At 62.1% G+C, this 13548-nt stretch carries 13 protein-coding genes; 9 read left to right on the forward strand and 4 right to left on the reverse strand.

Translation table 11 applies throughout. From position 1 onward, the window contains the following. Positions 1 to 25 precede the first annotated feature (25 nt). Positions 26 to 1009 (reverse strand): hypothetical protein, encoded by a 984-nt coding sequence (locus FHU29_RS13460; RefSeq protein ID WP_064438622.1) that lies wholly within the window; start codon positions 1007 to 1009, stop codon positions 26 to 28. A gap of 109 nt (positions 1010 to 1118) precedes the next feature. Between FHU29_RS13460 and FHU29_RS13465 the strand changes: the two genes are divergently transcribed. From FHU29_RS13465 to FHU29_RS13475, 3 genes are read left to right on the forward strand one after another with little or no spacing between them, the layout of a single operon-like run. Further along, positions 1119 to 2327, forward strand: coding sequence for a sensor histidine kinase (locus tag FHU29_RS13465; RefSeq protein WP_183377559.1), 1209 nt, complete (start codon positions 1119 to 1121; stop codon positions 2325 to 2327). Then, positions 2324 to 2971 (forward strand): response regulator transcription factor, encoded by a 648-nt coding sequence (locus tag FHU29_RS13470; protein ID WP_064438620.1) that lies wholly within the window; start codon positions 2324 to 2326, stop codon positions 2969 to 2971. Before FHU29_RS13465 ends, FHU29_RS13470 begins: the two co-directional genes overlap by 4 nt. Before the next feature lie 46 nt (positions 2972 to 3017). Next, a complete protein-coding gene (locus FHU29_RS13475) occupies positions 3018 to 3776 on the forward strand; it encodes a MerR family transcriptional regulator (RefSeq protein ID WP_064438619.1) in 759 nt (252 codons plus the stop codon). Positions 3777 to 3817: 41 nt separating this feature from the next. Here the strand turns inward: FHU29_RS13475 and FHU29_RS13480 are convergent, their stop codons facing one another. Next, positions 3818 to 4228, reverse strand: a complete 411-nt coding sequence (locus FHU29_RS13480) for a hypothetical protein (protein ID WP_064438618.1) — start codon at positions 4226 to 4228, stop codon at positions 3818 to 3820. A 63-nt stretch (positions 4229 to 4291) separates the two neighbouring features. After that, positions 4292 to 6193: an acyl-CoA dehydrogenase family protein gene (locus FHU29_RS13485; protein ID WP_064438617.1), complete on the reverse strand. Its 1902-nt coding sequence runs from the start codon at positions 6191 to 6193 to the stop codon at positions 4292 to 4294. A gap of 132 nt (positions 6194 to 6325) precedes the next feature. On the opposite strand from FHU29_RS13485, the gene FHU29_RS13490 reads away from it, so the two are divergent. The 6 genes from FHU29_RS13490 (at position 6326) to FHU29_RS13515 (ending at position 11962) form a co-directional block, all read left to right on the forward strand. Next, a complete protein-coding gene (locus FHU29_RS13490) occupies positions 6326 to 7264 on the forward strand; it encodes an oxygenase MpaB family protein (protein WP_064438616.1) in 939 nt (312 codons plus the stop codon). Positions 7265 to 7306: 42 nt separating this feature from the next. After that, positions 7307 to 7930, forward strand: a complete 624-nt coding sequence (locus tag FHU29_RS13495; RefSeq protein WP_232322845.1) for a TetR/AcrR family transcriptional regulator — start codon at positions 7307 to 7309, stop codon at positions 7928 to 7930. A gap of 53 nt (positions 7931 to 7983) precedes the next feature. Beyond that, positions 7984 to 8802, forward strand: a complete 819-nt coding sequence (locus tag FHU29_RS13500) for a helix-turn-helix domain-containing protein (protein WP_064438614.1) — start codon at positions 7984 to 7986, stop codon at positions 8800 to 8802. A gap of 99 nt (positions 8803 to 8901) precedes the next feature. After that, positions 8902 to 9264, forward strand: coding sequence for a YciI family protein (locus tag FHU29_RS13505; protein ID WP_064438613.1), 363 nt, complete (start codon positions 8902 to 8904; stop codon positions 9262 to 9264). A 2-nt stretch (positions 9265 to 9266) separates the two neighbouring features. After that, positions 9267 to 10529, forward strand: a complete 1263-nt coding sequence (locus tag FHU29_RS13510; protein ID WP_232322844.1) for an RNA polymerase sigma factor — start codon at positions 9267 to 9269, stop codon at positions 10527 to 10529. A gap of 32 nt (positions 10530 to 10561) precedes the next feature. Continuing rightward, positions 10562 to 11962, forward strand: coding sequence for a xylulokinase (locus tag FHU29_RS13515; protein WP_064438708.1), 1401 nt, complete (start codon positions 10562 to 10564; stop codon positions 11960 to 11962). A gap of 81 nt (positions 11963 to 12043) precedes the next feature. Here the strand turns inward: FHU29_RS13515 and FHU29_RS13520 are convergent, their stop codons facing one another. After that, the gene (locus tag FHU29_RS13520; RefSeq protein WP_064438612.1) at positions 12044 to 13531 is read right to left on the reverse strand and encodes a mannitol dehydrogenase family protein; all 1488 of its coding nucleotides are present in this window, start codon (positions 13529 to 13531) and stop codon (positions 12044 to 12046) included. Between the last annotated feature and the right edge of the window lie 17 nt (positions 13532 to 13548).

The following is a 13548-nucleotide window of genomic DNA, read 5'->3' on the forward strand; positions in this document are numbered from 1 at the left end:
ACGCTCCCCTTCACCTCATGCAGTACTAGTTAGTCGTGGTGAGCCTGGAGGACTGCACGCCTGAACTTGTGTGATCCCCACCATAGCCATGCCGTGACCCGTCCGGATCTAGCGCGCGAGCAAGCACAGCAGCGCAACAGAACCCCGCAAGTGCCTTCAGGGCCGCCATTGCGATGGCTCCAGCGGTGACGGAGTTTTCGGCAGTGAGGTCTTTGGGCACGAGCAGTACGACAAGCAGGTAGCAGCCCCAACTTGCTAGCGCCCCCGAGCTGAAGAATGCCGAAGCGATAGCGACCCAGCGTCGCAGCGACTGCGGCCGGCCTAGTGCTAACGCCATCGCCGACACCGCCGCGATAGTGAAAACGATGATCTCACCGATAAGGCGGCCTAGGTCTGCACGGTCCGCTGTCATCAAGTGGACAGTGGATGCCACCGCTAGCGCAATCGGCAGGATGAATGCGGTGAACTCGACGGGGCCGACTCGCCGACCTTCGGCGAGCCCTTCGGCCCATTTCTGGCTAGCCGACCACCGTTCCCGCGCGTAAAGCGCGAATCCAGCGATCAGGAAGATGCCTAATACGGCGAATCCCGCGTACACGACAGCGAAGACCCATGACTCGATCGGCGGGTCGGCAAGGTGTTCATCGACTGCGGGCTCACTCGTAGCCCCGATCGCCAACTGAATGGGCAAGGTGATCAGAATTTGGCCGAGTAGCCCGGTCGCCACCCACATTGGGGCGACAACCAGCAAAGACGGCAGCCTGCGTCCCCACGCGGTGACGAACGCCAGCGCGAGCACCACGGCCACGATTTCCATCGCGGCGGTGACCGCATTGAGAGCGAGCATTATCGTGCCCGTACCAAATTCTGGATCGTTCAGACCGATCCGCCCGCCGAAGAGCCAATGAGCCTTCAGGGCGAGATACGGAACCGTAGCGGCGATAGCGATCAGCGAAATCCCCCAGCGAGCCGTGCCTGCTGACGACGAGTGACTATTTCGATGTGTCATAGCCAATACGCTCGCGCGCCGCGCTCATGCATGGATCCCCCTCGGGTGCTCGACGTCTCCCCCGCGCGGGGGATATCGCAGCCACGGCGGCACTGACAAGATGTGCTGTATGCGCGGCGTCAAAATCACCAGCACTATCCACGTCCTGCTCGGTGCTGCGCTGCTGCTGCCTTTCGTGCTGCTGGTCTGGGTTTTCGGCGAATCTATGCGGCTGGCAGATACGGTCAACGCCGCCCTACTCTGGGTGATCGCCTGTGCCACGGCCGTTGTCGCTATGGCCGTCGTGCTGGCTCCGCCCGTCAGACAGCTCGAAGTTGCTGCGGCGCGGCTCCTGCTCGGAACGACACTGCCCGACGTCGGCAATCCGCGGTCGTGGTCATCGCGGTGGCGTGGTTTCTGGTGGTTCGTGCTCAATCTCGCAATTGGTGCGGCCGTGATCTTCGCGCTCCTGATCGGCGTGCCAGTCGCGACTGGCTTGCTGGCCTTCCCGTTCCTCGACGAGACGGAGCTGCGGTTCGGTGCAGCGGACGGTGCAGTGATCGAGGCGGGCGGCGGATGGTCCGCCGCGTGGGTGCCGGTGGCCGGGGTGCTCGTCGCGGTGGTTACGGTCTTGCTAGTGCTGGCGGCTGGGGCGCTGTTGCACCGCGCTGCCCCTCGAATTCTGGGACCCACCGCTGCCGACCAATTGGTTCTGGCCGCTAGCCGCGAACGTGAGCTCGCGGCCCAAAATGAGCTTGCGCGGGAACTGCATGACTCCATCGGCCACGCATTGACTGGCATTCTCATGCAGGCTACCGCTGCGGGGCGGGTCGCAGATTCCGGTCGCGGTGCGGATCCACTTGTGCGGCAGGCGCTTGCTGCGATCGAATCGACTGGGCGAGGTGCTCTTGAGGAGCTCGATGAGGTGCTCGGAGTGCTGCGGACGGGCGGGATGGGCCGCACACAACCTAAGACGCTGGCTGACGTTCATGAACTCGCGGAAAGGGCATCTGCGACCGTTGATTTCAACCAGCGGGGCGATGTCGCGTCCGTGCCCCTCAGCATTTCCCGGGAATCGTTCCGAATTGTGCAAGAGGCGCTGACGAACGCGACCAGGTATGGAACAGGATGGGTGAGCCTGGAAGTCGCAGTTGAAGACGGCGTAGCAATCTTCGTGCGAAACCGGATCAGTCCGGCCGCTGCGCCGTCGCGAGACGGCAATGGGCTGCGGGGCATGCGCGAGCGAGTCCTCCTCTTGGGAGGACGTGTTGATGCTGGGCAGCATGACGATGAGTGGCATCTGCAGGCCAGGATTCCCGTTGATCGGAGACAACCATGATTCGTGTCGCGGTCGTCGACGATGATCCACTGGTGCGCACCGCGCTCGTGGCGATCCTGGGAACAGAGCCCGACCTCGAGGTCGTTGGTGAGGCTGGTGATGGTGTCGACGTGCCAGCGCTCGTTCAGAACTGCAAGCCTGACGTCGTCCTGATGGATGTCCGGATGCCGCGCATCAACGGCATCGAAGCGACACAACGCATCACCACAACTGGCGGGCCCCGCGTGCTAGTGATCACGACCTTCGAGAACGACTCGTACGTATACGATGCCCTGCGGGCTGGTGCGGCTGGGTTTCTCCTGAAACGCGCGAAGCCAGATGTGCTGATCACGGCGATCCGTACGCTCGCGACGACCGACGCGCTTTTGTTCCCCGAGTCCATTCGGCGGTTGGCAATGCAGCAGACCCGCGCCCGGCACGGGGCGTCCTCGAAAGTGAACTTGACGGCTCGCGAGTCCGACGTGCTTCGTGCTCTCGCCCGCGGCCGCACCAACGCTGAGATTGCTGCCGAGTTGTACCTATCGGTCGAAACAGTGAAAACCCATGTCGGTGCGATTCTTGGGAAGCTCGGCGCCCGTGACCGCACCCAAGCCGTGATCTTTGCGTACGAATCGGGCCTCATCAATGTCGGCGAAAACCAGTAATGGAAACCCTTGCGGTTGACGTAGCGTCAACGCTTACTGTCTCTACATGGACTGGCCAATCCAAGAGATAGCCCGCCTATCGGGAGTAACGACGCGCACGCTGCGGCACTACGACCAGATCGGGCTGCTCGCACCCACCCGCACCGCCGGGAGCGGTCTGCGCTACTACGACGCGGACGCGCTCACCCGGCTGCAACGCATCCTGATGCTCCGCGATCTCGGGCTCAGTCTGCCCACTATCGGCGACGTGCTCGACGGGCAGAAAGACGATGTGGCCGCATTACGCGTCCATCTCGCCTGGCTCGAAACGGAACAGCAGCGCCTTGCACGTCAGGTCCGCGCGGTGCAGCACACCATCGAAACGAAGGAACGAGGTGAATCTCCCATGGCAGATCAGATGCTGGATGGGTTCGATCACACGCAATACAAGGAAGAAGTTGAGCAGCGCTGGGGTAAGCAAGCCTATGCCGACGGTGACCGCTGGTGGCGTGGGCTGAGCGCCGAACAAAAAGCCGACTTCATGACCGAGGTCAAGTCGCTGAACGAAGACTGGCAGCGCAGCTACGCTGCCGGCCATGTTCCCGAGAGCGACGAGGCGCAGGCCCTCGCCGGTCGGCACTACCGCTGGCTCACCGCCGCATACCAGGGCAAAGCGCCTGTCAAGGAACACCTGACGGGACTCGCCCAGATGTATGTCGACGACCCGCGCTTCGCCGCGAACTATGAGGCATCGGCAGGAGACGGCGGTGCTGTGTTTGTGCGTGACGCGCTTGTGGTGGGCAGATCGGAATCTGCCATAGGTTAAGCGTGCTGGGGCGGTAACACGCCCCAGCACGCGTGGTCGGGTTAGAGCTTGTTGTGGGATGCGCGCAACGCGAGCACCTGCACAAGCGCAAAGCCGCCCACCACGATCGCTTGCAGCACTACCCAGATGCGGCCCACTGTGGTCAGGGCGAGGAGATCTGAAGCCGCTACGACCAAAGAAGCGGCCACCCATGTCACGTTCAGGTAGACGATCAGTGTGGCCATCTGCTTTCTAATTGGGTCGCGAGCGCCTGCCCACGCGACAAGCAGTGCGTATCCGATAAGGAACACGCCAATTCCAGCCAGAACTAAGGCGGCGGGGCCCAGCAGATCGTCGAGTACGGTCGCCCCGGCAATGTAGGCGAGGCCATTAGCGCCGGTGACGACCGCGTCGAGCTGCAGGGTGGTACGCAGCGAAAGGAGGGCGGGGCGAGATTCACGGTATGTTGTCATTGTTAGAGCGTGGGCCCCGCAGGTAGGTGTGACAATTACCTGAAAGGTAAGGGCTGCCCCTGATCAGCGCCCCATCTCATAGCCGCCCGCGATGCTTCGCGCGTCCGCCACGACCTTGTCGAAGCGCGTTTGATCTGCCGCTGGCTGCCGTACAAGATCGAGCGCCCGCGTCTTTTGGGCTTTGGTAGCGGTGGTCGTGCAGTGCAGCTTGGTCGCGTGGCCGGAAAAGTCGGTCACAAGTACCTCGAAGAGGTGGTCAAGAATGTAGTCATTGGTGTTTTCGATCTTTGCCTGCTCGAGGATCAGCTGCGCGTACGGCACGAGTGTGAACAGCTCCCCAAGGGTGAAGAGGAAGTCGACGTCTTTCTGCTGCGCAGGCGTCGGAGAAGCGGCGACCAGGAGTGTTTGGAGCGCCTCCGCTTGGGCGAGGAAGATCGCAACGTTCGGGATGCGGGCGTATTCGCGAAGCACTGGACGCCAGTCCGCGAACTGAATTCTGCTGAGACCAGCGCTCGGGCCCTGCCGGAATAGAAAGTCGTCATTAACGGCATCGTGCCGGGTTGGGACAGTGGGGATTTCAGCGCGCATGCTGGGCAGCGCTGCCAGTGCGGAACTGGTACCGCGCAAGCCTCTTGAGAGTGTCTTCACGACGCCCCGTGGCGCGCGGCCCACGGGCAGCACGCGGAGTGCCGCGAGTCCGGCGTCGGTGGCACGGAACATGTAGTTCTGCATGAATTTCAGGGACAGAGCCATGTTCACGTGCACGGTGCCTTCGAGGCGCGGCAGGCCAGTGACGCCGAGCAGTGCCATTGTGAAGTACATGTCGCTCTCGAACGCTCGCGCGGCGATCGTGTCAGCTAGCAGGGTGACGATCTTCTCGCCTTCGCGAGTGACGTTCATCTTCTCGATCGCGTTGAACAAGAGGTACCGCCGGTCATCGGGTGCTGCCGAGCGCATGTAGTCGATAGCGCGTTCGCTGTAGAGCTTCATTCCGACTAGGCGTACGTACGCTTCGGCTGTCATGCGGCGAATCTGGGAAAACTCGGTGACGCGCTGTCCGAACAGAATTCGGTTCTCGGCGTGGGTGAGTGCTTCGAACATGGCGTGCTCACACGCCCCGATCGCGCCGAATCCGAGGTTGAACTTACCGATGTTCACCGTGTTTATTGCGGCGTGAAATGCGCTCTTGCCGGCGTGAAGGATGTCGTCCTCGGCGACCGGATAGTTTTCGAGATCGAAAGCGGCGACGTACATTTGCGCGTCGACGACGTTCTTCCGCAGCTTGTAGTTCTGGTGCTGGCTGTCGGCGGCGAAGAACACGTAGCCTTCGAAGTCTTCCGCTGGGCGATGCCGCTCGATGTCAGCGCTGTCGATGATGGGTTTATCGGATCGCCGCCCGAAGACGGACACCATCGCGGCGAGGTTGCCGTTTCCGATGTAGTACTTGCCGCCGTTTGCGGTGTATCCGCCTTCTGCCGCATCCCGGGGGTCGAGCACCATGTCGGTGGAGTAGACGTCCGCGCCGTGTTCTTGCTCCGAGAGGCCGAAGGCGAAGATTTCTCCCGCCTCGAGCAATGCGGCGGCTTTCGCTCGTGCTTTCGCGTTCTTCGACTGCCAGATGGGCCCAAGTCCGAGAATCGTTACCTGCCATACATACCAGTACTGCATGCCGTAAAAGCCCAGGATCTGGGAGTACATGGCGTTGCGTGCGGTGTCCCAGCGCTTGTCGGGATCCCCATTCGCTTCGCTCGATGGCGTGAGGAATGTGGCGAATATCCGTTCCTTCTTCACCAGGTCAAGGAACTCGGAGTACCAGACCCGGTCCCGGTCCTGCTGCTTCAGCCAATCCTTGCCACGCGACTCGAAGAAGTCGATGGTGACGCCGAAAAGTTCCTGCGTCTTCGCGTCGAAGTGGGAGAAGTCTGGGGACAAGGGGTTGAAGAGGTTGTCGGATGCAGTAGTCATCGGGGTCCTTTCGGAGGGTGCTGTGCACGCTTGCGGGCGGACATTACTACACCGATGAATATTTTTGCTAGATTGCTGAATGAACTATCTACAATGATGTAGAATTGGTGACTTCATGCAAAGGAGCATGCGATGCCATCACTGAGGGAACACGATTACGGCTTCTTCGGCCCGGACTCACCGACATGGAAGGTGTGGTCACACCCCACCGCGCTGATCGGCTTCCAGCGCTCTGTGACGCTCGAACACTTCGACCCGTTTCTTGCCGCGGCCGTCGCGGATATGGAGGGGATCTACAGGGACCCCCACGGACGTCTGGACCGGACGCTGGCGTACTTCCTCACGGTTGCTACCGCAGACAGCAAGACGGCGATCCGTGTCTCCGAGCATCTGATGAAGGTTCATGCGAAAGCGACAGGGATCGAGCCGATTACCGGCAAACGGTATAGCGCGAACAACCCTGCTTCACAGCTCTGGATCCATGTCACCGGCTGGCATTCAGTCCTCAAGTGCTACGAGATGTACGGCCCAGGCAAGCTCAGTGCCGAGGAAGAGCGCCGTTACTGGGCTGAATGTGTGATCGCCGCGAACCTGCAGACATGTGATCCGGCGGATGTGCCCGCGTCGAGGGAACAGGTGACTGAGTACTTCGACCGCGTCCGCCCGACGCTGTGCGTCTCCGAGCGTGCTTATGACGCGATGCACTATCTGCTCCACACGCCGAGGAGCAAAGGCATTCTGATCTGGGCTGCTAGCCGGATCATCGCCCCGGCAACGATTGCGACACTTCCCAAGTGGATGCGTGTCACTGGGGGCTTCGATCAGCCTGCGATCGTCGACAAGGCTGTCGTGCCCCTGACACGAGCCGCGGTGCGTGTCGCCACGATCCCAGCGGTCGCCGACCGCGTTCTCAATGTGATCGCCCCAATGACAGGTGCGACTCTGCGGCAGCACCGCGCGGCATCGCCACCCGCACGTGCAGCGGTCGTGAGCCCCAGCGACGCTAAGGCACGGTACGCGACGCTGGGCACGCGCACTGGCCACGACAGCATCGCTGGCGCAGCGGTGTAAGCGACAAGTCGGAGGCTGACGGAAGTGCCGTACCCTATCGATGTGTCACGTGCCCCTCGTAGCCGGGTGCGCGCCGCCCACCTCGGGCCAGAGCGGCGCCGTCCGCAAATCCTCGATGCCGCTCTCGCGATCGCGGTTTCGGATGGCGTGGGCGCGGTGACAATCGGTGCTGTCGCGGAGCGCCTTTCTGTAACAAGGCCAGTCGTGTACTCGTGCTTCGAGGATCGCGTCGAACTGATCGACGAACTATTGACACGAGAATCGGACACACTGCTGCAGAACACTCTTGCGGCGTTGCGGGAAGCTCGTGGAGGTGACCTGGAAACTGCTTTCGTTCACGGATACCAAGCGCTCCTGAGGGTTGTTGCTGAACACTCGGATTCGTGGCGCCTGCTGTTCTTCGCTCAGCCAGACCCGGCCGTTTCCGACCGTTTCACAAAGGCCAGAGCAGTCGTCGCGGATCACGCGGCAGCGCAGTTGCGTCCCGTGCTTGCCCTGCGCGAGACACGCGACCTGGAACGGAAGCTTCCCGTGCTCGTCGAGCTGTTCATTTCGTCATGTGAGGCGTCGCTCCGCTCTCTGCTATCAACGTCCGGCAACTGGCAACCGGAGGAACTGGGCGAACTGTACGGGCGAGCGATGTGGCGTGCCTTCAGCGACGTTTGACGGTTACCCGCGAGGTAATGGCTTAACCGCTGATCGTACGGTTAAGTGAACCCATGCCACAGAAGGCGCCGGTGAAAAGCGCGATCGGACCGCTGTTGCGCGAGTGGCGCACCAGGCGGCGCCTCAGCCAGCTAGATCTGTCGATCGAAGCTGAGATGTCTGCCCGGCATCTCAGCTTCGTTGAGACAGGCCGGTCCCGGCCGAGCCGCGAACTCGTCCTGCGCCTAGCGGACGTCCTGGAGGTACCGATGCGGGAACAGAACCAATTGCTGATTGCCGCAGGCTTCGCCCCCGAGTTCACTGAACGCTCGCTTGACGACCCGGATCTGGCGCCGTTCAGCGCGGGCATCGATCTGGTGTTGCGCAGCCACGACCCGTATCCGTGCCTGGTTGTTGATCGTTCGTGGACTCTGTTGCGAGCCAATAAGGGTGTCCAAGTCCTGCTAGCACAGATTCCCGGTGACGCGCCCGCACGGTTGCTTTATCCGCCGATCAACGTGCTGCGGCTGAGCCTTCACCCGCAGGGACTGTCGTCACGGATTGTGAATCTGTCCCAGTGGCGCGCGCACGTGCTCGGACGCCTCGGCCGCGAAGCCGCCACGAGTAGTTCGGGGCCCCTGCGGGAGCTGTTCGACGAACTGATGGAGTATCCGGGCGGGCTCGATGCCGAGTCAATTGAGGGTGTCGCGATTCCGCTCATCCTTCGTGCGGACGCAGGCACGGAGCTCGAGTTCGTCAGCATGGTGAGCACGTTTGGGACCGCGCACGATCTCACGCTCGCTGAGCTCAGTATCGAGACCTTCCTTCCAGCGAACACGGAGACGGGGCGGTATATGAGTGAGATGACAGCCAGCGACATGTCGCAACAGTGAAAGCTGTTTACAAAATTTTTCGCGAGGGTGTCGAATGCGTGTGCCCCTGTTCGACATAGCAGTGTAAGCAGTCAGATACGAGAACAAAGGAGCACTCCGATGCGCTACCTCATCACGGTGAACCACGAAGGTGAACTGCCCACAGACGTACCGAATGAGTTGTTCGAAGCGATGGGGGCATTCGTTTCCAAACTCGCTGAAGATGGCATCCTCATCGACGCGTCAGGCCTGGCCCCGATCGAAAAGGCAACACGCGTCGAGCTCCGCGGCGGAGATATCAAGATCGTCGATGGCCCATTTGCCGAGACGAAGGAATGGCTCGGCGGCTACTTCATCCTCCAAGTGCGGTCGGAAGCCGAGGCAATAGAATACGCACGGCAATCGGTTGAGCTGCACCAGAAACACGTCCCAGGAATGAACGTCGCCCACGACGTGCGGCAGATCATGGACGAAGAGGACTGAGCGTGGCGGCCGGCGCCATTCACGAAACGGTCGAAGCGATCTGGCGGATGGAATCCCCCCGCATCATCGCTATTCTCGCCCGCACCGTGAATGACGTCGGCCTCGCTGAGGACCTTGCTGCCGACGCGGTCATTGACGCACTCGATCAGTGGCCGCAGACCGGGATACCCGCTAGTCCAGCGGCGTGGCTCACCGTGACCGCGAAGCGACGCGCAGTCGATCGGATCAGGCGCGACCGCAACTTGCGTCTCAAGTACAAGAGCATCGCGGCGGAACTCGCCACTTGGGCGGCGGCGGTGTCAGACGGCGGATTCGCTGAAGCAGAGGCGGAACTCGACGATGACATTGGCGACGAATTGCTGCGCGTCGTGTTCACTGCCTGCCACCCGGTGTTGTCCGTGCCGGCCAGAACCGCGCTTACGCTTAAGGTCGCGGCCGGTCTCCAGACCGGCGAAATCGCTCGCGCATACCTCGTTCCCGAAGCGACGATCGCGCAACGGATTGTGCGAGCGAAACGGAAACTACAAAAAGAAGGTGTCCGATTCGAACCACCGCGAGCCGCTGACTTCGCCGAACGACTCGCTGCTGTGCTTGAGGTTGTTTACCTCGTTTTCAACGAGGGGTACACCGCAACGAGCGGAGATGACCTCATGCGTCCACAGCTTTGTGAAGACGCCATCAGGATGGCACAGCGGCTCGCGTCGCTCTTACCGAACGAGCCGGAGGTGCTCGGGCTCGCTGCGCTGCTCGACTTCCAAGGCTCGCGCACCCGCACACGAATTGATGAGAACGGCGACATCGTGCGGCTTGCGGACCAGACTCGGACCAAATGGGACAGACTTCTGATCCGGCGCGGAATGAGAACGCTTTACCAGACCAGGCACGTCACATCTGAACCCGGGCCATACCAGCTGCAAGCCGCCATCGCTGCCTGTCACGCTCGCGCTCTGCGAGCGAGCGACACTGACTGGGTGCGTATCGCCGCGCTGTACACGCGTCTCCTCGAGGTTGAACCGTCGCCGATCGTCGCGCTGAATCGTGCCGTAGCGTTCGGGATGGCCTTCGGCCCGGTAAACGGCTTACGGCTCGTTGACGAGATTGCGGGTATACCGGCGCTTGAGGGTTACCACCTTGTGCCGACGGTTCGTGCAGAGATGCTCGCGAGACTTGGCCAGGACAGCGAGGCCCGCGCCGAGTTCCGGCGGGCCGCTGGGATGACCGCGAACGAGCGGGAGCGGCGGGAATTGTTGCGCCGGGCTTTGTGAAACGAGTCACGGCTCCAGGTAGGCTCGAACAGGTGACGCTTGTAGCTGGCATCGATTCGTCCACCCAGTCCTGCAAAATCGTGATCTGCGAAGCGGAAACGGGCGAAATTGTGCGGGAAGGTCGTGCGACGCACCCGGTCGGCACGGAAATCGACCCGGCGTGCTGGGCGAAGGCACTCAAGGAAGCAACGCACGCCGCGGGCGGGTTAGGCGACGTGGCGGCACTATCGGTAGGTGCGCAGCAGCATGGCATGGTGTGCATCGACGAATCAGGCGATATCGTGCGGTCGGCGTTGCTGTGGAACGACGTGCGATCCGCGCAGGCCGCGACCAGCCTGATCGACGACCTCGGTAGCCCGGGGCAGTGGGCCGACGCGGTCGGTGTGGTGCCGCTCGCCGCGATCACCGTGAGCAAGCTTCGCTGGCTGGCCGACGCCGAACCCCGGAATGCCGACCGTACGGCCGCGGTGTGCCTGCCGCACGACTGGCTTAGCTGGCAGCTCAGCACTAGTAACGACCTCTCGGGCCTCGCGACGGATCGCAGTGACGCCAGCGGCACCGGCTACTTCTCGGCCGCAGCCAACGATTATCGTCGCGATCTACTCACTCTCGCCAGCCGCGGGCGCGACTATCACCTGCCACACGTGGCCGCCCCGACCGAGCGGATCGGCGAGACGGACTGGGGTGCAGTGATCGGTCCGGGCGCAGGTGATAATGCGGGAGCTGCCCTGGCTTTAGCGGCCGCGGAAGGCGATGTGATTGTGTCGATCGGAACTTCAGGGGTCGTATCGGCAGTATCCAAAGTGGCACCGCATGATCCGGGAGGTTTCGTTGCCGGGTTCGCTGACGCGACAGGCAAACATCTGCCGCTGGTGTGCACCCTGAACGGTGCGCGAGTTCTGGATGCGGGAGCATCGATGCTGAACGTGGACTATTCCGAGCTCTCACGGCTCGCGCTGTCCGCGCCGGTGGGGGCGGAAGGGCTGGTGATGGTGCCGTACCTCGAAGGTGAGCGGACACCGAACCGTCCTGACGCCACAGGCGCGGTGCACGGCTTGCGACTAGCCAACTCCACACCAGCGCACTTTGCGCGTGCAGCGATTGAAGGGTTGCTGTGTGGGCTGGCAGAAGGCATCGACCACCTAGTTTCACAGGGCGTCGAGGTGCGGCGCATTCTGCTGGTCGGTGGCGGGGCGAAGTCCGAGGCCCTGTGCGCGATCGCGCCAAGCATTTTTGGTGCACCTGTTGCTGTTCCGGAGCCGGGGGAGTATGTCGCGACCGGCGCTGCCCGCCAGGCGGCCTGGGTCCTGGCGGGCACGTCTGAGCCGCCGACGTGGGAACAACCGCCGAACGCGACCTACGATGCCGAGACGGCTCAGCATGTCCGCGACCGCTACGCGGAGGTGCGCGACCTCACCGACGGTGCAGCGTAGGTCCCCGCTCCCGAATCCATCTACGCAGGTCAACGAAACCCCTTGAAAACGGCGGGTTCTGTTGACCTGTACAGATGGATTTCAAGGGTGGTGCGTCAGTGCTTCCAGGGTCGCCCGGGCACCGTTGTCGTGGAGAGAGCCCAGTGCCCAGGTGTAGGCCTCGGTGAAGCGAGGTTCCTCAGCGAGGGTGCCGAAGACTGAGGTGTTCTTCACGAACGCGAGCGACTCCTCATGCTGACGCTGCGCGAGTGGCATCAGCGAGTCACGCAGCTGGTCGACGACCTCGATCGGCTGCCCTTGTTCGTCAACACCCTCGGCGTAGCGCGCCCAGCTCGCGACAATCGCCGCGGAAAGGCGGACGTCACCACCGGATGCGAGGTTCTCGCGAACAACCGGCAGTAGCCACTTCGGGATGCGATCCGACGATTCCGCGCACAACCGCGCAATGGTGTCAGCAATCTCAGGGTTGGAGAACCGCTCAATCAGGGTCTTCTTATAGTCGTCGAGATCAACACCCGGCACTGGCTTCAGCGTCGGCGTCGCTTCCCGGTTCATGTAGTCGAGAAGGAACTGCGAGAACAGTGGATCCGACGCGGCTTCGTGCACGAACCGGTACCCCGCAAGGTAGGCGAAGTAACAGAGTCCCTGGTGGCTGGCGTTGAGCAGTCGTAGTTTCATCAACTCGTAGGGTGCGACGTCATCGACGAGGTGTACGCCGGCCTCGTCGAGGTCTGGGCGCCCGTCGGCGAAGTCATCCTCAAGTACCCAGGATGTGAATGGCTCTGCGACGACAGGCCACCGGTCGTCGATCCCTAGCCGCTCTGCCACTTGGGTTGTGACCTCGGGTGTGGTGACCGGGGTGATTCGGTCGACCATCGAATTGGGGAAGGTGGTGTTCGCGCGCATCCATTCCGCGAGGCTGGGATCTTTGAGTTCCGCATACGCGGTGAACACTTTGCGTGCCACATCGCCGTTGCCTTCAATGTTGTCGCAGGACATCACGGTGAATGAGGGAAGCCCACGGTCACGTCTGCGCGCGAGAGCTTCGATCACCAGCCCGAAGGTCGTGGCAGGGGGCTCATCGCTCGTAAGATCATGCTGTACAGCCGGGTTTGAAGCATTGAACTCGCCAGTATCGTGCTGCAGGTTGTAGCCGCCTTCGGTGACTGTGAGTGACACGATGCGGGTCGACCGCGCGGCCATTTTCTCGATGACCGCTTCCGGATCGTCAGGGGCGTAGAGGTAGTCGATGATTGAGCCGATTATTCGCGCGTCCCAGCTGCCGTCGGCGTGGCGCGCGACGAGCGTGTAGAGCCCATCTTGCGCGTCGAGGGCGTCTTTCATGCGTTTATCGCCCGGCATGACACCTACGCCACAGATTCCCCAGTTGGCTGCTTTGCCTGCGCAGAGCAGAGCGTCGATATACATGGCCTGGTGCGCTCGATGGAATCCGCCGACGCCGAAATGGATGATGCCGGTGGTGATCTGATCCCGGTTGTAGGTGGGTGTACTGACGTTTGTGGGCAGGCTGGCGAGAGTTGCGGCGCCGAGCGTGACGGGAGCTTTCATGTGGGGCTACTCCTGGT

This window comes from Hoyosella altamirensis (assembly GCF_014191505.1).
Classification (GTDB): domain Bacteria; phylum Actinomycetota; class Actinomycetes; order Mycobacteriales; family Mycobacteriaceae; genus Hoyosella; species Hoyosella altamirensis.